The organism is Microbulbifer maximicatervae (SeqCode) (genome assembly GCF_052467815.1).
In genome coordinates this window covers 4,261,192-4,284,036 of the sequence record NZ_CP174326.1, presented here as the reverse complement: position 1 = coordinate 4,284,036, position 22,845 = coordinate 4,261,192, and the positions used below count along the sequence as shown (strand labels likewise).

Annotated in this window: 13 protein-coding genes; 10 read left to right on the top strand and 3 right to left on the bottom strand. The window is 46.5% G+C overall.

The features are described from left to right. Positions 1 to 56: 56 nt before the first annotated feature. Positions 57 to 527 carry an Lrp/AsnC family transcriptional regulator gene (locus tag ACJJIW_RS18525; protein ID WP_108733441.1) on the bottom strand — a complete coding sequence of 157 codons (471 nt, stop codon included), beginning with the start codon at positions 525 to 527 and terminating at the stop codon, positions 57 to 59. A 272-nt stretch (positions 528 to 799) separates the two neighbouring features. Then, entirely contained in the window at positions 800 to 1,603 is an 804-nt protein-coding gene (phhA, locus tag ACJJIW_RS18520) for a phenylalanine 4-monooxygenase (protein ID WP_444893728.1), read from the bottom strand. A 195-nt stretch (positions 1,604 to 1,798) separates the two neighbouring features. Here phhA and ACJJIW_RS18515 point away from each other — a divergent pair, with 195 nt between their 5' ends. Continuing rightward, complete coding sequence (locus tag ACJJIW_RS18515; RefSeq protein ID WP_444936018.1) at positions 1,799 to 3,226, top strand: TyrR/PhhR family helix-turn-helix DNA-binding protein; 1,428 nt, start codon at positions 1,799 to 1,801, stop codon at positions 3,224 to 3,226. A 5-nt stretch (positions 3,227 to 3,231) separates the two neighbouring features. Here the strand turns inward: ACJJIW_RS18515 and ACJJIW_RS18510 are convergent, their stop codons facing one another. After that, complete coding sequence (locus tag ACJJIW_RS18510; protein ID WP_282932610.1) at positions 3,232 to 3,549, bottom strand: Mpo1-like protein; 318 nt, start codon at positions 3,547 to 3,549, stop codon at positions 3,232 to 3,234. 276 nt (positions 3,550 to 3,825) lie between these two features. On the opposite strand from ACJJIW_RS18510, the gene ACJJIW_RS18505 reads away from it, so the two are divergent. The 9 genes from ACJJIW_RS18505 (at position 3,826) to ACJJIW_RS18465 (ending at position 22,799) form a co-directional block, all read left to right on the top strand. Continuing rightward, positions 3,826 to 5,049: a CaiB/BaiF CoA transferase family protein gene (locus tag ACJJIW_RS18505; RefSeq protein ID WP_444936017.1), complete on the top strand. Its 1,224-nt coding sequence runs from the start codon at positions 3,826 to 3,828 to the stop codon at positions 5,047 to 5,049. 65 nt (positions 5,050 to 5,114) lie between these two features. Next, positions 5,115 to 5,480 carry a VOC family protein gene (locus ACJJIW_RS18500; RefSeq protein WP_282932612.1) on the top strand — a complete coding sequence of 122 codons (366 nt, stop codon included), beginning with the start codon at positions 5,115 to 5,117 and terminating at the stop codon, positions 5,478 to 5,480. 441 nt (positions 5,481 to 5,921) lie between these two features. Further along, complete coding sequence (locus tag ACJJIW_RS18495; protein WP_444936016.1) at positions 5,922 to 13,286, top strand: FG-GAP-like repeat-containing protein; 7,365 nt, start codon at positions 5,922 to 5,924, stop codon at positions 13,284 to 13,286. A gap of 31 nt (positions 13,287 to 13,317) precedes the next feature. After that, the gene (locus tag ACJJIW_RS18490) at positions 13,318 to 13,800 is read left to right on the top strand and encodes a hypothetical protein (RefSeq protein ID WP_282932614.1); all 483 of its coding nucleotides are present in this window, start codon (positions 13,318 to 13,320) and stop codon (positions 13,798 to 13,800) included. Positions 13,801 to 15,319: 1,519 nt separating this feature from the next. Then, positions 15,320 to 16,207: a helix-turn-helix domain-containing protein gene (locus ACJJIW_RS18485; protein ID WP_444936015.1), complete on the top strand. Its 888-nt coding sequence runs from the start codon at positions 15,320 to 15,322 to the stop codon at positions 16,205 to 16,207. Positions 16,208 to 16,866: 659 nt separating this feature from the next. Further along, on the top strand, positions 16,867 to 17,250 hold the full coding sequence (locus tag ACJJIW_RS18480) for a hypothetical protein (RefSeq protein ID WP_282932616.1): 384 nt from the start codon (positions 16,867 to 16,869) through the stop codon (positions 17,248 to 17,250). Between the two features lie 383 nt (positions 17,251 to 17,633). Next, positions 17,634 to 18,326: a TetR/AcrR family transcriptional regulator gene (locus ACJJIW_RS18475; protein ID WP_444893734.1), complete on the top strand. Its 693-nt coding sequence runs from the start codon at positions 17,634 to 17,636 to the stop codon at positions 18,324 to 18,326. After that, positions 18,316 to 19,677 carry an efflux RND transporter periplasmic adaptor subunit gene (locus ACJJIW_RS18470; RefSeq protein WP_444893735.1) on the top strand — a complete coding sequence of 454 codons (1,362 nt, stop codon included), beginning with the start codon at positions 18,316 to 18,318 and terminating at the stop codon, positions 19,675 to 19,677. Before ACJJIW_RS18475 ends, ACJJIW_RS18470 begins: the two co-directional genes overlap by 11 nt. Beyond that, positions 19,674 to 22,799, top strand: coding sequence for an efflux RND transporter permease subunit (locus ACJJIW_RS18465; RefSeq protein WP_444936014.1), 3,126 nt, complete (start codon positions 19,674 to 19,676; stop codon positions 22,797 to 22,799). Before ACJJIW_RS18470 ends, ACJJIW_RS18465 begins: the two co-directional genes overlap by 4 nt. Positions 22,800 to 22,845 lie beyond the last annotated feature (46 nt).

Sequence of the window (22,845 nt, the reverse complement as noted above, 5' to 3'; positions counted from 1 at the left end):
TAGATGTGCGAACAGCTGAAAGAGCTATGTGCCTACCAAGTGCTTCTGTTGAGACCTTATTCACCAGACGGAATCGGTAACTCGGTAGTACTTTTGATCTGTTCCAGGGCAAAGTTGGAGACAATATCGCTGATACCAACGTGCCGGATTAACTCTTTGTAAAAGCGGTCGTAGGCTGTGATATCGCTGACTACCACTCGCAACAGGTAATCGTAGTCGCCTGCCATGCGGTAGCAAGCCACTACCTCGGGCAGTTGAGCCATATGCTCGGCAAAGTTGTCTGCCCACTCCGGTGTGTGCTGGTCAGTTTTGACCTGGGCAAACACTGAGACCGGGAGTCCTAGAATCTCTGCATTGAGCAGGGCGACTTTGCGCCGAATGATGCCGCTCTTTTCCAGTTTCTGCACCCTGCGCCAGCATGGGGTTTTTGTCAGGCCCACACGCTCCGCCAGCTCCTCGATTGAAAGGCTGACGTCAGATTGCAGAATCGCAAGAAGTTTTCTATCAATCGCGTCAAGTGAGGACATAGTGCTATCCGCTCCCTATAAGGTAGGGGTTCTGTGTCCTTGCTCTGATTTTGTTGCCTCCCTGGCAACCCCTGACGGTATTTGGGCGAGTGGGTGAGAGGGCCGTTCGATGAGTTGTCATCAACTCCCATCACACCTACTGCAGATACGATAGGCTCCGGGCGAGAGTGCTGGTAGTGGAATTTCCCTAAATATGCAACGCTTCTGGGGGAGCTTTTTAGTTGGGTAGTTGAGATTGGGCGGATGTTGGCTGCCCAATCTCGTGCCGTAAGTTAGGCTGCGTCTTTAGGGGGGAAGCGGGGCTCAAATAAGCCTAGTTCAATGGCTTCGCGCACCTTGGCCATCAGGTCAATTTCGGTAAGGTCTTGCAGCTGCTGCAAGCTATTCAGTACGTAGTAAATGGGCTGAACGATATCGATACGATATGGGGTACGGAGTGCAGTAACTGCGTCAAAATCATAGCGTTCTGGCTGGTGGCTCAATGCATAGAGAGTCTCTTTCGGTGAGGACAGGATGCCGCCGCCGTAAATACGTAGCCCATCGTCTGTGTTCAGCAGGCCAAACTCCACTGTAAACCAGTACAGGCGGGCTAAATAGGCACGCTCCTTGGGGGAGGCTTTAAGGCCTAGTTGCCCGTATTTATGGGTGAAATTTGCAAATGCTGGGTTGGTAAGCATGGCGCAATGGCCAAAAATCTCGTGGAAGATATCCGGCTCTTGCAGGTAGTCAAATTCTTCTGGGGTGCGAATAAAGGTTGCAACCGGGAATTTTCGGTCTGCCAACAGACCGAAAAAAGTCTCAAAACCGATCAGTGCGGGAACCCGGGCGACTTCCCAGCCCGTTTCTTTGCGTAGCACACTGGAGATTTCCTCAAGCTGGGGGATGCGGTCTTTCGGTAGGTCCAGCAACTCCAGGCCGTGCATATATTCGTCGCAGGCGCGACCGGGTAAGACATCCAGCTGACGTTCAATAAGGCGCTGCCAAGTCTGGTGTTCAAGGTCGGTATACTCGATAAAGCCATCTTCATTGGGCTCGCGGGCAACGTACTTGCTTGCCTTCTTCGCTTCTTTCTTCATGAATGTCTCTCCTGCGGCTCGGTGGCTTTCGCTAATTTCCAGTGCCCAGCACCGCCGCTGAACCTGTTGTTGTTATGTTTCGACCTCTATTTTTAGCCAGGCGCGCCCATGGTGGGGAGAGGTGGAGGGGAGCTATTGCGCCTTCCGGGGAGTTCAAATTACACTTTCTGTAAATATTTCTTTACAGGTGGGGCTGTGAGGGTAGAGATTACTTGCGCAAATCGTGTCGGTATTTTACATGAAATAATGCAGATATTCGGTGAATATCGAATAAATGTAACCTCTGGTGAGCTCGGGGGTGACAGTGGGGATAAGGTCTATCTCATAGCGCCCGGGATGCTTGCCACTCAATACCAGACTATCGAGAAGTCCCTGCATCAGGTTCCTGGGGTTAAGCGGGTGCGGAGGATTTCTCTACTGCCCCTGGAGCGCCGCCATTTCGAGTTGGACACTTTGCTGAGTCATGTGACTGATCCGGTTCTAAGCGTGGATCGGGAGGGCAGGGTGGTCGCTGCGAATCTGGCAGCAGCGAGGGCCTTTGGTGTGAGCCTGGATAAGGTGCCAGGCCTACAGCTTCAGAGATTCCTGCCGCTTATGCAGGTCGCTGAATTACTGCGGGATTTTGCAGTGCCTCGCTATGGACTGCCGTTAGTGGTGCGGGGGCAGAGTTTTCGTGTGGACTGGTCCCCGATCACCCTGGAGGGAAATCCCGGAGCAGTGGATTCACTGGCTGGGGCAGTACTGCGTTTACAGCCTTGGGATAGCAGCGAGTTTGTCACTGAGCTGCCAAGACCGATGGTGTTGTGGGATTTTGATTTGCGTCGAAGGAGTTGCCTCCAGTTGCAGGACTTATCTGAACTCAGCGCACCTCTGTTGATACTGGGTGAGCGGGGCACAGGAAAGACAACGTTTGCCTGTGCGGTGCATTACCTCTCCCCGTCGGCCTCAAGGGCTGATTGCTATCGAATTATCCCCAGTGATGGGACTATGCAGCTGCCTTCACATCTTCGTCGAACGGGTACTTTGATTCTTGAGGATATACATACTCTCAAAACAGAAGCTCAAGTTGATTTATTGAGAAAACTCTGCAATTTGCCGGCATCGCTGAGATTGGTGGCCACCGCTATTGATAGGGAATCTATTGCGCCGCCACTTGCGCAGCTCTTTTCGTCATTAGCGATGTCCTTGCCCCCGTTGCGAAATATGCGACCGGCTCTACCGCGCTATGCCACTACTTTAATGCGCCAGGAGTCTCCAGAGGCTAGTGAGCTCGATTTTGATAGCGAGGTGATGGAATTGATCAAGCTGCACGACTGGCCGGATAACTTCAATGGCCTCAGGGACTATTTAATGGCCGCATCCAGTCAATGCTTGATTAGAGGGGCGGCGTCGATCAGTTGTGCGGACGTGCCGGATTTAATGGTTAAGGCGGAACTTCCCTGGCGGGACTGGGGCCGTGGACTTACCTATAAGGAAATGATGGAGCAGTTGGAGAGGGCGTTGTTGGCGGACATTATCAAAGGTCACTCCTCAACCAGGGAGCTGGCTAAGGAGCTGGGTATTTCTCATACCGCTGTGGCCAACAAATTGCGGAAATACGGCTTGTCGGCCAATAAAAAATAGTTTGCTTAGCGGTCGATTCGTCCGATCAGCATATCTTTAAACATAACAAAGTCACCGATAAAGCTGTAGAACGGATACTTAAAGGTTGCCGGGCGATTGTTTTCAAAGAAAAAGTGCCCGATCCATGCAAACCCGTAGCCTGCGACAGGAGTAACTGCCAGCCACAACATATTGGAAGTTACTACAGCCGCAATTATTGTCGCGAACACCAGGCTGGTACCAAAAAAGTGCAGCCTACGACAGGTGAGGTTGCTGTGTTCCTGTAAGTAGAATGGATAAAACTCGCGAAAAGATTCAAATTTTTGCGCTTCTATTGCGGCCATGCTGTGCCTCCTTATTTTTATTGCACAATCAGGGGAGCCGCTGAACAAAACCGTAATATCTCTGCCTTGCGAATTCTTGAAAGGTCCAGGCGTTGCTACGAGGCAGCGCCTTAACTTTGAATCGCTCCGTAAGCTAGCCGTATCGCGGGTTTGTTCAGAGACTCCTAAGTTTAAGACGAATAGCTACGGCCGCCAATCAGGGCGCGGGCACAAATTATCTGTTAGGCTGCCGCAAAAATATGCGGTTAACCCGCAAGTAAGCGATATGAGGAAGTTATGGCAGGTCCACTCGCACACTTAAAGGTACTCGATTTAAGTCGTATTCTCGCCGGACCCTGGGCTGGGCAGGTATTTGCTGACTTTGGGGCTGAGGTTATTAAAGTAGAGCGCCCGGAGCGAGGGGATGACACTCGCCACTGGGGCCCTCCCTACCTAAAGGATGAGAAGGGAAATGATACTGCTGATGCCGCTTACTACCTAAGTGCCAATCGCGGAAAAAAATCAGTAACCGTAGATATCACTACTGAAGATGGCCAGGCCCTGATCAAGGAGATGGCAGCCCGATGCGATATCCTCCTTGAAAACTACAAAGTAGATGGGCTGAAAAAGTACGGCCTGGATTATGAATCCATCAAGGCGATCAATCCTGGTGTTATCTATTGCTCGATTACAGGTTTTGGGCAAACTGGCCCGTACAAAAAACGAGCAGGCTATGATGCGATGATCCAGGGGATGGGTGGCCTGATGAGTATTACCGGTGTGCCGGAAGGGCAACCGGGCGCGGGCCCGCAAAAGGTGGGGGTGGCCGTAGCCGACCTGATGACAGGGATGTACGCGGTATCTTCTGTATTGGCAGCTGTTGTTCACCGGCAGCATACGGGTGTTGGCCAGCATATCGACCTCGCCTTATTGGATACCCAGGTTTCATGGTTGGCTAACCAAGCCCAAAATTACCTTACTTCTGGTAAAAGCCCTGAGCGACAGGGTACCGGCCATCCCAATATTGTCCCCTACCAGGCAGTCCCCTCAAAAGATGGCTATTTTATGTTGGCAGTGGGTAATGATGACCAGTTTAAACGCTTCTGTGGAATCGCGGGTGCAGAAGAACTGGCAGAAAATCCTGCCTACGGGACTAACTCAGCGCGGGTAATGGCCCGTGAAGAATTGGTGCCGCAGATTGAAGCGGCGACTCGTAAGCACGATTCCGCTTGGTGGCTCCAGCATCTTAGTGATGCTCATGTTCCCTGTGGGCCTATTAATACATTGGAGGAGGTTTTTGCTGATCCTCAAGTACAGGCCCGGGGTATGGTGGTTGAGCAGGATCATCCGGAAGCTGGAAAGGTGAAGACTGTGCGTAACCCTGTAATCTTCTCTGAGTCCGCACTCGACTACACCCAGGCGCCGCCAGTATTGGGTGAGCACACTGAGGAAGTATTGCGGGATTTGCTTGGCAAAAGTGACGAGCAAGTAGAAGAGTTGCGAAACAAGAGTATTGTGTAAGTTATAGATAGATAACTTACTGCTAATCAGGCACAAGGATGTGCCTTGTAACTTAGGGAAAACAGATGGAACTCGACCACGTCAATATTACTGCTCCTATGGAAACCCTAAAGCGGGTACGGGACTTCTATGTCCAGGTTCTCGGTCTGACAGAGGGTGAGAGGCCTAACTTTAAGCGAGATGGTTTTTGGCTCTATGGCAATGGTAGGGCTATTTTGCATTTAATAGATGGTGAGGTGAGCGGTGACCAGCCTGAGAAGCCCTACCTGGATCATATTGCGTTTCGTACAGAAGCTTTGGAGCCTATAAAACAACGTTTGGATGCGCTAGGTGTTGCTAGCCATCAAATGGATGTTCCGGGTCGCAATCTTCGGCAATTGGTATTCTTTGATCCGGTGGGAACTAAAATTGAAGTTAATGCGCTAATTTAAAAATGGAGCTTGGAGGGAAAATAGATCAATACTATTTAGGTTGGTAATTGTCGAGGCCTGTAAGTACGAATTATTTGAAGTTCACTCCTATGAACAATCTAGCCATTTTTTTGATTGAGTTATCTAAGTTAACTATAAGAACTGAAAGAGCTCTTGGGTTGGTTTTAGATTTTAATATTATGCATATTACTAGTGTTAGTTGCGCATAGTTTATACGTCAGTATCATTTAGCTTTCCCTATACCTGAAAATAATATGCACGGTTGAAATGATTCGTGAGAGTTAGTCAGTTTTTTCAGTATTAGGCTGGTCTTTTTCGAAAAGTTTATTTATCGATGCTTGTAAGCTCGCTGAAATGCCTGTAGCTTTGCGCGTGGCATCGATTTTTAGCAGTGGTAGCCATAACTAAAACTATATCTTGCTGCTTTTCGGGGCTCTCCTCATGCGCATTATTTCTATCTGCTTGCTTATTTTTGTTAGCGGGTTTTTATCGGCTAATACTTATGCTTTTACTGGTATTTGGGATAATGGGTACCATATTTATAGTGGGGACATAAATGGAGATGGTAAGGATGATCTCTATTTTGAATACCATCGTCCCATTATCATGCTTCATGGTGACGTAACCTTGCCTGTAGCTATGGCAGAGCTTCCCAGTTTTGTTATGTTTGGGGCCCTTATTGGATATGATCTAGCTTATACACCTCCCGTTGAGTCTACTTTGACAGATTCTGAGATTAATACTTTAGAGCTTCTTGATAAAAATATATCTCTGACCGGTGACTTCAATGGGGATGGAGCATCAGATTTATTGGTGTTATCTAGTATTCCCCTTATCCTACACGCGGATGGCAACGGCCTGCCAGATTTAGCACAAAGTTTTCCGATTGGAAGTAATACGACGGAAGTGGCTGTTATCTTATCGGGAGCAAATCCAGATCTGGTAATTATTGAAGATATCGATGGCGATGGGCGTGATGACATTTTGGTAGAAGGGGTGATTGATGCATCTTTAATAGCGAATGCTTATGGGACATTCGATAGTTATGATGCTCCTATTGTTACAGGCAACCCAAATATGGCTGGAATGACAGCTGGCCAATTTAGGGTAAATGAATCTGGTGCGGCTACATATTCTGTTCCTATTGTAACAGCGCCGGGTACTGCGGGCGTGACTCCCGGGATGTCCCTGAGCTATACAGGAAATGGTGGAAATGGTCTGCTTGGCCGTGGATGGTCAATTGGCGGCCTCTCCGGGATTTCACGTTGCCGCCAAACATTAGCTAGTGATGAAAATTTAGCTCCTATAAGTTGGTCTGAGTCAGATAGATTTTGCTTGGATGGCCAACGGTTAGTAGTTTCTGGTGGAGATCCGTATGGTGCTGTTGGGGCCACTTATAAGACCGAATTGGATTCTTTTGCCAAAATCACTTCTGTGGGGGGTAGTCTTGGTGCGCCAGGATATTTCACGGTCGAGCGCAAAGATGGCTCAATTAGTTACTACGGAAATAGTGACGATGCAAAGCTTTTAGCCGGTGGCAACACGCTGGCATGGGCACAGAATCGTTTCGAAGATAGTGTTGGCAACCACATTGAATTTCACTACGAAGGGGATGAGACTACCGGACATCGAATACAGGAAGTGCGATATGCCTATGGTTCTGGGAGTTATGAGGCTGAAATAGAATTTAAGTACGGCGCTCGGCCAGAGTATTTACGTAGTTATATCGGTGGCTATGAGCTTAAAACCACAAAGCGGTTAGAGAAAGTGGTTTCTAAGTCTGATGGTGACACTATTCGGGAATATAGTTTGGGATATAAGCCCGTACTAGAGTTTGGTTCGGCTCAAAGTTACTCTGATAGAACTTCTCTGCTTTCAACTATTCAAGAGTGTGTAGGTTCTAGCTGTTTACCTGCTGTCACTTTCGACTGGTTACAACCACCTATGTACCATGATGGTACTACCTACGAAGCTATTGACTTTTCTCCTGCGTCATCGCGCTTTCTAGTCGATTACAAGTATGCGGACGTTAATGGTGACGGAAAGCAGGATATTATATGGATTGAAGGGGATGCGGATGATGATGATACTGATACACGGGTCAAATATGCTATTTCCAATGGGACAAAGTTTGTAAGGGAATATTTCTCGGGGTCAAATTTTGATTTGGCTTATTTTACAGGTACTAATGTAGGTAAAGACTTTGCTATTCGTATATTGGACTATAACGGAGATGGAAGGCAGGATCTGGCAATCTATAACTCACGTAGCGCATATGGTCTTTCAGCAGAAAAATGGCATGTTTTTCTAAGCCGCTATAGTGGAAGCAAATGGCAGCTGAGTTCAAATCCCATAAGTACTGGGTTAGGTGATAAAGATGCAATTTTTGCTGATTTTAATGGCGATGGGCTGTCGGATTATATCTCTGCTGCTAGCAGTGGGAAGATAACAGTTCGAATCTTGGAGTCTTATGGTGCAGCAATCACTTCAGACAACTACTACAAGTTCAGTAATTCGCCGGATTATTATACTTTAAATGTGGATGGAACTATCTCTGGTAGTCCAGATAAAAGAGTGCCCAATAGCTTAGGAGATTTTAATGGCGACGGGGCGATAGATTTATTAATTGCTACGTATGATGACCGTTGGGGTTGTGTTCGAAATGATGGTGGTATTGAGCCTATTGTGGCTGAGATAGGAGAAGATCAGCCACTCTCATTAGAAAATTTTGACGATACTTCACAGCAAATCTCTACATGTAGTTCAGGCTACACTTGGACCTATCTAGGCGCCACTTATGAGGGGCATCATGTGGTGACCCTGAATCATAGTGACCAAACCTTTAACTCTATGGGTTTACTGTCATACAGTAGTCACAGCAAAGACCCTATAGCTGTGGATATTAATGGCGATGGACTCACAGACATAGCATATATATACGGCTTGTCAGATGATTCAGACTCGCTAGTAGTGAAACTAAGCACAGGAACAGAGTTCGTAAGTTTAGGATCGTTTACCGTTGGTGATAAGGCAAATTTTGCGGATCTTAATAACGATGGATATCCAGATTTAGTTTGGCCAGATTTTGATACTGGATATGTAAAAGTTAGATACTTTGATCAGAATACAAATAATTTTGTTAATACGACCAAAAACTGGAAGTATATAGGTACTGACGATAGGGACTTCTCTTGGTTTGTCGATACAAATGGCGATAGCCAGATCGATTATCATAAATATGATCATTCGAGTGGAAAGGTATATACGCAGCTGGCCAATGACCTATACCCAGAATACAAGAATACCCCCAGAAATGTAATTCAAAAAATTGATAACGGCATAGGTAACGTTACTGAAATTACCTATGCCAATATGTTGGGGGGAGATGTTTATTCCCGGCTTGAGATGTCTACTAGTACAAGCGAGGAATGTGTAACTTATATTGATGATTTATATATATCAAAGTACTCTAGTATAAGTAGGGAAACTATCTGTTTTCCCGTAACTACCAGCGATCCCGCTTCTCTCTACTCTGCATTGAATGGGGATTGGATACTTCCCTCGGATAGTCATACTCTTGGCAGAGACAAGCCAGTGCTTGATATTGCTGCTCCAATGTTCTTAATCTCCAAAGTGGACAGTACTGCACCTGCCGCAGGTATTAATCCTGGGTCAGTCAGTCAGTCGGCCACTAGCTCAATTTCATATCACTATCACCAGATGAAGCTGCAGGCCGCTGGTCGTGGTATGCTGGGATTTCAAAAGATCAGAACAACGGATGACCAGACAGGAGTAGTTACAGAAACTACCTATCGGCAGGACTTCCCATTTACCGGGATGCCTCTGCTAACAGAGACTCGCACTGCCAGCGGAGAGATTCTTAAGAGTGCGTCCAATAACTGGCGTTTACAAGGGTGGACTGGGAGTGGTACCCCTGCAGTTCCTTACAAGCCATACATTTATAATGCCGTAGAAGATACTTACGACCTGAAAAATAATGGCACTGCTCCCGGGGATCTTTTACGTACTGTAAGTACTACTAGCAGCTATGACGAATATGGCAATGCGCTGACAATTGATGTGGTTACTACTGATGCCGTGACAAATGACCGGTTTATAAAAGAAACAGTCAATATTTACGGCAGTAGTTCTTGGGATAAAGAAATGGGCCGGCTCAGCAATACGACGGTCACCAATTCCCGACCGGGTATGTCCAGCCATGTGCGAGAGTCGTCCTTCACTTATTACTCCTCGGGAATATACAAAGGGTTGCTAAAAACTGAAGTAATTGAACCAGGGAAATCTGAATTTACCCTAACGACATCATATGAATATGATGACTTTGGCAATATCAAGAAGAAGACTGTTAGTGCAGCCGGTGAAGTAAGCCGCAGTGCCAGTTCTGTTTATGATCCCTCTGGCCGCTACTTATTGGAAAGCTATAACGCGCTTGGTCACTTGGAGCAAAAAGTAGTTTCAAGAAATCACTTTGGTGCTCCGCTTATTGTGGAAAGTGCCAATGGATTGATTAGCTATTTCTCATATGATGCTTTCGGGCGTGAAGGGTATAGCTGGAACAATGCGGGAGCAGATAAAAAAACTCAGTATGAACGCTGCGTAAGTAGCTGTGCGAATGGTGCAAAATATAAAGTCACGACCAGTAGTAATACGGGTAGCTGGAGTAGGGAATATTTCGATTCTCTTGGGAGATCGGTTCGTGCAGAGGTGAAAGGATTACACAACTCAATTTATACTGACAAAGAATATGACAGTCTCGGGAGAGTTAAATTTTTCAGTGAGCCCTATTTTTCTGGCGATACACGTATGTGGACTGAGACCGAGTATGATTTGTTAGGGCGCCCTATACTGATATCAGCTCCAGATGACTCTACTTCTGTCGTTGAATATTTGGGGCTGACTACAGTTACTACGAATGATGCAGGCCAGCAGAAAACAGAAATCAAAAATATTGCCGGTGAGTTGATAGAAGTAGTTGATGCAGCGGATGGTCGTCTGACGTACGAGTATGATAGTCAAGGCAATCTTCACAAGGCTAAATCTTGGGGTAAGACAAATGCTTCAGGTGGCCATATTGATGAGGGCGATGGCCTCAATTACCCCATTACCGTTACGATAAATTATGACGATCTTGGCCGAAAAGAAAGTATGGATGATCCAGATAAGGGAAGCTGGACTTATAAATACACTGGCTTTGGGGAGCTTAAAAAACAGACAAACGCCAATGGCCATACGGTGGAATTTACATATGATGCGCTTGGCCGAAAACTGACTCGAGTAGAAAAAGAAAATGATACTAATCTAACCAGTGACGTCAGTTGGCTCTATGACACTGCCCAAAATGGTCTTGGTCTGGTTGAATCGATTACGGATAGTGTAACTGGCTACCAGGCGGTATATCAGTATGACCATCTTGGTCGCAATAATACACAAGCGGTCGACTTTGATGGAAATGGCTCTGAGCCAGTCTACGTAACAACAACACTATTTGATGATTATGGTCGGGTTGAATATAGCTACGATGCGCTGGACAGTTTACTTAGCTCCGGGCAATCGGGGGTTCGGAATTACTACAATAGCAATGGTTATTTGTATAAAGTGACTGATCTCAGTAGTGGGGACTTGATTCAGGAAGTTGTAGATCAAACTGCTCGAGGACAATTAAAGGAGCAATTATTAGGCAATGGCGCAACTACTAGTTATACCTATGAGGGTTCTACCGGTCGCCTGTTGAATCAGAGCTCTACAGTCTTAGGCACTTTTGGTATCCAAGATATTACATATCAATGGGATACCCTTGGTAACCTCACCAGTCGCCACAACCAGAGTGGCAGCAAAAACCTGCGCGAGAGCTTCTGCTACGATAATCTCAATCGCCTGATTAAGACCCATATAGGAAGTAATAACTATAACTGTAGTGGCCTTAGTAGCTCTGACCAGGATATTCGCTACAACACCATTGGGAATATTACTTATAAAAGCGATGTTGGTTCGTATACCTACGGAGAGAATGGATTCGGACCACATGCGGTAACTACAGCCGGTGGAGTAAGCTATAGCTACGATGCTAACGGTAATATGACCTCAGACAGTTTTGATGGTGGGCGATCTATCACTTATACCACCTTCGATAAGGCTTCACTCATTGTTAAGGGCAATCACTCAACTGAATTTCTATACGCCCCTAACCACAGCCGCTATTACCGAAAAGATACTAACCAGGATAGCGGGGAGGTAACTGAAACTTGGTATATCGGTGGTGTTGAACGTATTCATAAATCTTCTGCGCCTAATGAGATTGAATGGAAGCGGCACTTGGGGGGAGTAGCGGTATACACAACAAAGACGGACTCAGCCTTTGTGGTACAGACAACCGATAAAGTCTTCCTCTATAAGGATCACCTGGGGTCAATGGACTTGCTAACCGATGATACCGGGAGCGTGGTGCAAGAAATGTCCTTCGATGCATGGGGACAACGTAGAAATACGGCCAATTGGAGTGCGCTGTCTCTAACCGCTCTGACTACCTTTGATCATAGTCGTACTACTCGGGGATATACTGGCCACGAGATGCTGGATGAAGTCGGCTTGATCCATATGAATGGGCGGATCTACGATCCTCGCTTGGGGCGTTTTTTACAGGCAGATCCATTTGTCCAGGCAGCTGCAGATACACAGATGTATAACCGCTATAGTTATGTACGTAATAACGCACTGAATGCGACTGACCCTAGTGGGTACTTCCTGCACTCACTAGCAAAGAAAATTGGCCGGAGTATTATCAGGGCAGCTGTGAAGGTTCTAGGCCCAGAGATAGTTAATATGGTTGGTAATATAATTGCCACTTATTACGGGGGGCCAATAGGATCAGCAATTTGGGCCTATGAATTTGGTCGGGCTATGGGAGTTTCCACAGGCGACGCGTTAAAGTCTGCCGGGCTTTCTTATATAGCATCTTATGCTTTCGGCGAAATCGGTTCAGGTTACGAGGGTGGCGCGATAACGTTTGGAGAAGCAGTTTTTTATTCTGGTATGGTTGGTGGGACCATGAGCGTGCTGCAAGGAGGGAAATTTGGTCATGGATTTGTGTCTGCTGCCGTGAGCACTGCAGCGTCTCCTGTTATTGGCAGTATCGATGGTGATTTTGGTAAGGTAGCGGCGAGTGCAGTTGTTGGTGGTACTGTTTCGAACATGACTGGCGGTAAATTTGCAAATGGAGCGGTGACGGCTGCGTTTAAATCAATAATTACTACAGAAGTGGATTCTGGTGGTGACTTTTCAGATGATGAACTTGTCGGAAAAATGGTGCCAGAGGTCCAATGGGATCAGCTTGATGATTTTAAGGCATATCAGGCTGCAGCTGAAGGTTTAGCGGTGATGGAAAACGATTTAAGTGTTGATCAGGGGGCCCTGAAGGTTGCTCAATATAGTCTAGGAGCACGCTGGACGCAGCTGAGGCTTTCTACATTAACAATAACCAGTCGTGATATAACCAATGGCCTTATGCGTCAGGCCTATCTATCTGCAAGCCAAGATGTCCATAATTTTGGTTTTGTTGTTCTGGGAGGTACTGGTTTAGTTAACGGGGGGGTTAGAGCCGCTCACTGGGTTAACGGCTGGCCGAGAGCTAGAAAGCTATTTATTGCTGAGGCTCTTCGTCGTTCGCTGGGTGCTGGAGTTGAGGAGGCGTTAAATGTTGAGCTTCCGAGCACGAGTGGACTTATTTCTAGGGGAAGAATACCTTCGGTACCGAAGCGCCCCTCATCTGAATATACTCAGCCATTCTAAATTAAACTCTATGAATAATCGGTGTTTTTGGATGTGGAGGCTTATTTTAGCAATTGTTTTTTCTTTCGTTTTGTTCTTGATTTTTAAGGTTAGTGGTTCCTGGGGGGTAACTGTCGCCTCAGGTGCATTCCTTTTTTGTGTGTGGATATTAATTGCTAACTTTATGGAGATTGTTAGAGGAAAGTCCCTTAAGATGTTTCTTAAAACAATAGCTAGGGATGTTGAAGTTTCTGAGGATGGGGATTTGTTGAAGGGTAATTTAATTTTTCAAGGCAATATATTTACTGTGGTATTAAATGTTACGGGGGAGGGCGTTTTTATATATTGTCTTGGGGTTTGCTCTTGTGTTATTCCTTGGGATGAGATTTCGTTTGTTAATGCTTATGGTTCAAAGGGGTTGAGGAAGGCGCAACTAAAATTTAAAAAAGGATTAGATTCTCAGATGAGAATTTCATGGTTAAATGAGTTTCAGGCATGTGTGCCTAGTCATGTCGCTTATTTCTCTCAAAAATAGTTGTGGATTCTGGTTGTGATGAAGAGATGCTTGATCAAGGGTGAATACAATATCGCTAAGATATAGAAATTGCGGTTATATGAAAATTTGTGCTGCCTAGTTGAATGTCATATCCATTTATCTTGTACACCTGAATAGAAGGTCTGAAGTGCGAGTGCTTCACGAAGGAACCGATCCTATGCAGAGATAATTAGCCTTTAAAGGAGGAGGGAACTTGATTTTTTAATGTCTAACTGCTAATTAGTCCAACCTGTTAGATCTAGGTAATCGATCATATAAAAGATATTCCGATCGATATATCTAGTTGCTTGTGACCATATATTATGAATATACAGTTGGATCTATGGGAGATCATGAACCTGAAATTTCGGTGAGCATATACTTGAAATCTATATGAGCAATAAATACAGCAGAGTTTCTAGTGTCTTTAGTGGCCGCTTTGGAGTTCATTGCTAATATCTAATTAGGGAATAAATTGTTCTTTGGATGGAAAGAAAAGGTATTGTTGGAAGGCAACTTGTAATGTTTTCCTTTCTAATAGTGCCAAATAATAGGAGGGTACTCCCTTCGGTATATCCAGGTCCTAGCCACTCACAAGCGGTGGTGAGTTTTAGATTTTCCTGTATGAGCTTGCAGTGAAAATACGCATGCTGAATGAAAGTGCGTCCAAAACCAACCAGAGTTTTTATTATGCTAGACCTGGGAGTTGAAATTACCCTCCCACTAAAAAATTGCATTTGACGCTGATGTATTGAACGATACTTTTTTGGTTGTGTCTGAAATGGTGGTTACTCATTATGTTTTCGTGTAATAGGCTATTCAGCTTTCTTAGTTTTCCTTTTGCTATGAATAGGCGGGATGTCTTAGATGAAATATTGGTTATTTTTGAATGGCTTTTGCTGACGAAGAGTAGTCTAGGCGCCTAGTCAGTTATCTCCTGTTACTTTCAACTATTTGCCAGGCTAGGGATCTCGATTAATGTTCGAATCGAAGATTTATCGAGAAGTTTTAAATTTTGCTTTGCCTTTGGAGTACAAGCATATCAGAATTTCAGCTCAGCGATAACTTGTTCTTAGTCATTCTCACAGGCCTATATAAGACTCCGGGTGCGTCAGGTTTTACAACGTTTCTGTTCATTCAATTGTAGGTTTCCCATTTAATCGTGTGTTTTCTTTCTTCACTCTTAGACTGTAAGGTCTGACTTTGTGACTGTCTCTGAAGTTTTTATTTGGTTAAGCGGTTAATTGTTTAAGTGCGGGCTAGTGTAACCAAGAGACTTGGGGTGTGAACCATAGATGGTGAGTCGATAATGGAATCAGCTTACACACATACAGTTTTCAAGGCCTGTAGAGCTATTGCGAAATTATTCAGAGTCTCTTAATCTCTTATTCTCAAAAAGTTCTTGGAAGGGAAGGTTGTTTTTAGTCACTTGTTTTAACTTGATCTCTTGGAGGAAAAACGTTAGATATTGCCTCCAGGTGATTGGAAGTAACTCCCCCCTTGATAAAGATAATAATTTATGCCAGATAGCGAAGAATCAGTCGTATTTAAAATACAAGGAAAAGTGGTGCTTGGTCAGAGAAAATTCAGAGCGCCATTAAGCTATCAAGACCGTTTGATTGATGAGGCAAGGCTGGTTTACGTTATCAGTGGCCGTTCAACCCTGGTTTGTGGTGATGAAACTCTCACCTTGAGTCCAGGCGCTACTGTGCTAATGAAGACGGATAATTTTATTAATCAATGGCACGAAGATGGAGTAAATAATGAAGTTAATTTCATCGGTTTTCGGCTAACGTCAGAGCTATTACTGCGACTCTACCCAAATGATATGCCTGATGTCTTTAATAATAATGGTGAAAGCAGAAGTGCTGTTAAGGATGGTAATAATCCCCTTAAACAGCATTCCTCGGCTGAGCGCCTGCAGGAATCTGTACTGCTCTCCAATTATATGCGTAGCATAATTGACTATATCCAGCAGCCAGAAGTATTCAGTGAGCCACTAGTGGTATTAAAGATTCGAGAATTAGTAGAGCTTATCCCCAGGCTTGATAGTAGTGGAAGAGTTGCCAAGATGTTGGGGCAGCTGTTCGTCAGGCAGCAACCTAAGCTACAGGAAGTGGTGCAAGCTCACTTGTACACTTCGCTGAAACTGGCGGATCTAGCTTTTCTTTGTCATATGAGTGAGTCAACATTTACTCGTAAATTCAAGCAAGTCTATGGCTGCAGTGCCACGAAATATATTGCTTCGAAACGAATGGAGAAAGCACAGCGGTTGATTCTAAATAGCGATCTTAGCCTGACAGAGATTGCTTTGGAGTGCGGTTTTGACGAGCTTAGCTACTTCTCCCGGGTGTTTAAACAGCACTACCAAGTAGCCCCTTCCCAAATGCGTAAAAAGGCGATTTGACGGATTTGTACAAATCCTTGACTGGATGTTTCAAGTGAATTGTTGACTTACCGCTTAACCTAGTCCTTGTTTTAACAGCGTACGTCTTCACCGATATGTCCTTATATTTAAACCCTCTTGTTACTGAGGGGCTAAAGAATGAATATATTCTCACTGCTGAAGCAAATTGTGATATTGGTTCTATTTTTTGCCCGAAGCGCATTAGTTATCACCCTAGAGGCCTGATTGGTGCCTTCCTAGCGCGAGCTACAACTGATACCTGCGTTGCATATAAATCGTTCACTTTTCTCTACTTGTTGGTGCCTGTTGAAAAGGACAATAAACACGATTATTCGTGGATTCTAATGATCCTGAATAGCAACACTGAAAGTGGGGCCAAAAGTCCAATTGGGCTGCAAGTTACTACTTATATCATTTAAGTAATGGGCAGCAGGGCAACGGTTCTTTGCTGGAAGCTCTAGCGAAAATCAGTCTTACCCCTATGTAATCAATGAATAGTGAAGCTTGATTCGGTCGATTAGGAACATCGCTTTGGCCTATTTCCGGCAGCTATCCAAGTTAAGGAGCCCCTGAAAGCCTAGTAGAGATAATAAGGAAATTTTCAGAAGGTATTCAAATACTCAATCTTTTCGCTTTACCAACCAAATGGAATATTTAATATGATTCGTTTCTCACAATTTCTTTCCGGTATATTTGTACTTGTGCTGGGTTCAGCAGGATTAGTGACTATGCTTTTCCCTGAGATCATTAATGGCCCCGCTGGATTTGATGCTACAACTAATTATGGTTTCACCAATCTGCGTACCCTTGGTGCTCCGACACTTAGCCTTGCTATCATTACGGCAATAGGAGCGTTTCGCAAAGAGTGGCTATTAATACTTCCTGCCTCGATGTACTTCCTATTTAACGGTTCTTCACGAGTAATTTCTGTATTGGTTGAGGGCTATGAACCCGTAATGCTGACAGGATTGATAGTGACATTTACACTATTTATTCTTTCTCAGGTGGCTGTATACAACTTCCGTCGTGGAGCCTTTTCGTAGATTCGGTAGATATAGAGCGCTGGCGGTGTTTACCGTAAATTTTACACCGCCCATCTTTAAAGCTCCTCACAGAAAATGTTGTCACGTTATGACGGACCAACTTTTTGGCGCTTTCAGTCTAAGCCGGGCTGTATGCAACGATAGGCGGACTTACCTATTTGCTACAGATAGATGTCGCAGATCATTGGACCACCAAGTCCCATTAGAAAAATAGAGAAAGCCCGATTCCTGTTTTAGAGGGGTAGGTTGCCAGATCGAATCGACTACTCCTCGCTACCTAACGGTAGCCACTCTATTTTCTGACCTTTTAGTCACAAAGCGCGCTTGTACTTATGTGGCTTCTAACATTTAATTAATCATCTGATTAATTAAGGTTGTATCCTTTGACTGATAAGCCATCCACTCGAGGCCGCGGGCGCCCAAAAGATCCTGAGCGTGAATCCCAGGTGCGTGAGGCACTTATGCACTCAGCCTACTCTCTACTTCGGAATAAGGCCTTCCGCGATATTTCCATTCGGGAGATTGCTCAGGGAGCTGGGGTGAATTCTGCGATGATCAGTTACCACTTTGGCGGCAAGGAGGGGCTAATTATCGAGGTGGTTCGGAGCCAAATCATGCAGTATGGCCCCGCGTTCGTCAGTGCAGGGCTGGATGGAGGGGAGCCCTCTTTAGAGTTGCTGAAAGAAGCAATTAGTCGAATGATACGCCTATACATCAAGGAGCCCTGGATTCCGCGCCTGATTGCTGATGAAGTGGCTTCCAAATCTGGTCGAATGCGCGAACTCTTTGTTGACAGGTTAGCCTCACAACTGGTGCCAAAGCTGCGCGGGTTGCTGGGAATTCTCCAATCCAGCGGCCAGTTGCGAGAGGACCTGGATATTGACCTGATGCCAGTCTCTTTTATCAGTCTGATTGCCTTTCCCTTCATCGCTGGCGACCCCTTGAAGGAGGGGCTTGGCTTTGCTCTGGGGGAGGAAAACCGGGAGAGATGGATTAACCATACCGTTCAACTCTTACTCCGTGGCGTTTCCAATAAATCTGTGACCAAAGGCGAGGAAGTCGGCAATGGAAATTAAGACTCATATGAAAGCACTGATGAATCGCCGGCTGGCATTACCAGCTTTGATAGCGGCGGGGGTGTTTATATCTATGGCATTGGTCGTTACTAAAGGTGAGCCTAAACACGATGCTATTGAGGCTCCTATAACGGTGGTAGACGCAATTAAAGTGCAGGAGTTACCGCTGCGAGCTCAAGCTATTGCATATGGTGAGGTGAAACCCAGTACTTTCCTGGAAGCCAATGCAGAAGTCAGTGGTAGGGTGGTGTATACAGCTCCGGAATTGGAGCGGGGAAATATTATCTCTGCCGGTACACTGGTGTTGAAGATCGATGATACCAGCTACCAGCTTGCCCTGGCGCAGGCTGAAAGTGACTTGGCTGCAAATCGCGCTAATTTGCAAGAGCTGGATGTGGAAGAAGCCAATAGTAAACGCTCTTTGGACATCGCCGAGCGCACTCTCAAATTGGGTGAGAAAGAACTCGCTCGCAAACAAAAGTTAGTTGCTAAGGGAACCGTCTCCCGCTCGACCGTAGATACTGAAGAACAAAATATGCTGCGCTTGCGCCAGGAAGTGCAGAACCAGAGCAGCCAGCTTTCCCTTTTCCCGACCCGCCGCAAAGTGATTGAAGCCCAGATAGCTCGCTCAGAAGCTCAGGTACGGGACAGTAAATACAATCTGGAGCGCACCCAGGTGATCCTGCCATTTAATGCTCGTATTGGCGAAGTTCATGTTGAAGAAAACCAATATGTTGCTGGCAATGCCCGTTTATTTGATGCAAGCGGCCTTGCCCAAGTAGAAATTGCAGCAGAGCTTCCTATGGTTCATGTGGCTCCACTTTTGCGCAATTTAAGGCCTGGCATCGATTCCAATCCGACTCCTGATGATCTACCCAAAATGTTGTTAGGGCTGGAAGCTCGGATCACCCTGGTGGGTGGCCCGGGGAATAGTGAGTGGCAGGGGAGGGTAGTGCGCTTGGGTGGAACCCTGGATAGCACCAGTCGAACACTCTCCGTTGTTGTAGCTGTGGATGACCCCTATGGCAAAGCTGTGACCGGTGAAAAACCACCGCTATTTCGCGGTATGTATGCCCGTGTAGAGTTATTGGCTCCCGCCGCACCGGCACTCGCTATACCCCGCCGCGCCCTCCATGAAGGCAAGGTTTATCTGGTAGAAAATGGTCAACTAAGAGTGCGCCCCGTACAGATTGACTACCACCAGGGCGACACCACTGTGATCCGCGAGGGATTGAATCCCGGTGAGCAGGTTATTGTGACTGATGTAATCCCTGCGATTAATGGAATGGCAGTTTCCGTTGTCAGCGCAGAACAATCCGTTGCGGCGAGCGCTAGAGGTGCCCAGCAGTGATTCGTTATTTTGCCGGCCACCCAACGGCGGCCAATTTATTAATGGTTGCGCTGATGCTAAGCGGGCTTTTTGTTCTGCCCAGCATGAAGCGTGAAACGATGCCGGAAATCGATAAGTTTGAAGTTCAGGTTTCGGTTCCCTATGCCGGCGCTGCAGCAGCCGAAGTGGAAGATAGTATTTGCCTTCCCTTGGAGGAGGCCACCGATGGAATCAGCTTTATTGATGAGCGATTGTGTGAGGCAAAAGATAATCTGGGCCTGATGACCCTCAAGATGCAAGAAACCGGTGATATGGACCAGTTTGTTGCTGATGTGGAATCCGCAGTAGACAGTATCGATTCGCTTCCTGGTGAAAGCGAGCGCCCGGTGATTGAAGAACTGGGCCGCACTCAGGGGGTGGTTAGTATTGCTATCAGTGCTGACCTTCCTTTGCCCCAATTAAACCAGCTGGCGGAGCACTACCGCCGCGAATTACTCCGCGATCCCGCTATTCCTATTGTGCGCATTTCCGGTTTTTCTGACCACCAGCTTCAGATTGAAGTTTCAGATTATAACTTGCGCCAGTACGGACTCAGCGTGATGGACCTGGCCAATATTATTGACCAGCAAGCGATCGATATGCCCGCCGGCAAGGTATCCACGCCGGATCGAGAATACCAGGTACGTTTTACCGAAGAGCGCCGCACGGTTGCAGAATTGGAAAACCTGGTGGTGATTAAAGGTGGTGATGGAGCGGAAGTTCGACTTGGGGATATTGCAAAAATTTACGATGACTTTGAGCTGGCTGAAGACAAAATTACTTTTGACGGCCATCGAGCAGCGCTTCTCAATGTCGAGAAGAATAGTGTGGATGATAGCTTGCGTGTGCTTGAAGCCGTACGGGACTTTGTCGACCGTGAAAATGAAAATCTGCCTGAGGGTATGAAACTCACGCTAACCCAGGACAGCGCCTCTATCGTTGCGGATCGCTTGCAGATGATTATGGCTAACGCCTGGCAGGGCCTGATTTTGGTAGCGCTGGCTCTCTATCTGTTTTTCAGTGGCCGCTACGTCTTTTGGGTGGTCATGGGCTTGCCGGTTTCATTCCTGGGTTCGTTTGCACTGATCACGGCCATGGGCGTGTCCATTAATATGATCAGTCTGGTAGGACTGCTGATTGCCATTGGTATCCTGATGGATGACGCCATTGTGTTATCGGAGAGTATTGCCAGTGAACACCGTGAGGGAAGGTCGCCGTTGGAAGCGGTTATCAATGGCACCAAGCGAGTGGCTCGTGGAGTACTGTCTTCATTCGCAACTACGGTAATGGTGTTTGGAGGACTGGTCTTTATTAAGGGGGATATGGGGCAGGTCCTCAAGGTGCTCCCCATTGTATTGATTTCTGTATTGCTCATTAGTCTGATCGAGGCTTTCCTGATTTTGCCGGCACACTTGCGTCATGCCCTTGAGCATAAAAGTCGCACCCCCGCCTGGAAGCAGGCTTTTGCCAAACGTTTTGATGGTTGGCGAGAAAATATGGGGCGCGCAGCAGATTGGGCTGTTAAATATCGCTATGCCTTTGTCGGGGGTGTATTTGGCTTATTCCTGGTCACTATTAGTTTGATGACATCGGGGATCGTCAAGTTTCAGGGGTTTCCCACCTTGGAGGGCGATTTATTACAAGCTCGGATCTTAATGCCTCAAGGCACTTCTTTGGTCGATATGGAGAAATTAGTCGATAAGCAGTTGAAGACGTTGGATCAAGTTGCCTCAGAGTTTTCTGAAAATGAAAGAGCACCTCTGGTGACCCATACGAGTGTCACTTTTGGTGTTAACGGAGATGCCTTTGAATCGGGGCCCCATGTGGCCACAATTAATGTCGATCTGCTCGCCGCTGAAGGTCGCAATACCAGCATGGATGAGTTACGCCATGCTTGGCGTGAGGCTGCTGGCGATACACCAGGGGCAATCGCTATTCTTTATAAAGAGCCGGCCTTGGGCCCTGCCGGCCGTGCTATCCACATACGCCTTGCCGGTTTGGAATTGGATCAACTAAAGGCAGCGTCCATTCGCTTGCAAAATTGGTTGCGTGGATACGACGGCGTAGTGAATGTGGTGGATGACTTGCGTCCCGGCAAGCCGCAACTCACCGTCAAAATGCGTGAAGGCGCCTATGCCTCCGGCCTGGATGCCAGCAATGTCGCCAATCAGTTGCGAGCTGCTTACCAGGGGATGGAGATAGATGAAATTCAATATCGGGGGGAAACCTACGAGATACAAGTTCGTATGGATGCAGATTCCCGCGGAGCGCTGAGCCGTTTCGATGAATTGGTTATTATCCATCCAGCTACCAAGCAACGAGTACCGTTGATTGCCGTTGCCGATATAGAAATGAATCGGGAGTATGCGCGAATTCAACGTATTGACGGCGAGCGGGTAGTGAGTGTATTTGCTGATGTTTTTACAGAGAAAGCAAATGCTGGACAGGTACTTGGCGACACCCAGGAGAAGTTCCTGTCTGAGTTAACCCGTGAGTTCCCAGGGTTGCGCGTTGATATGCAAGGGGAAATGAAAAACAGTGAGGTTACCGGCAAGTCCATTGGTCGAGCCCTGTTAATAGGCGCCATTGGTATCTACCTTCTCCTATCCATGCAGTTCCGTAGCTACGTGGAGCCTCTGATTGTATTGGTGGCTATTCCCCTGGCACTGATTGGTGTTATTTGGGGGCATCTGATCATGGGGCAGAATATGTCTATGCCCAGTATGATGGGTTTTGTCTCTCTCGCCGGAATTGTGGTCAATGACTCAATTTTGCTGGTGGAGTTTGTGAAGCGGCGAGTGCGTGAGGGAATGGATGTACATAGCGCGGCAAGTCAGGCCAGTCGCGATCGTTTCCGGGCAATCTTCCTTACCTCACTGACTACAATTGTCGGTCTGTTGCCACTGCTATTTGAAACCAGCTTGCAGGCACAAGTGTTGGTACCTCTGGTCACCAGTATTGTGTTTGGTATTAGCAGCTCTACTATTCTGATCCTTCTGGTGCTACCGGCGCTCTACGGAATATTGGAGGACTTTGGGTTTACCGAGCCCCGGGAGGATGAAGAGCCCGGGATTCCGCAGGATGGTGCGGTTGCAGCGGGATAGTTCGAAAGGGAGTTTAAGCTTCTTGACCGTTGTCAATTGAAAGAAA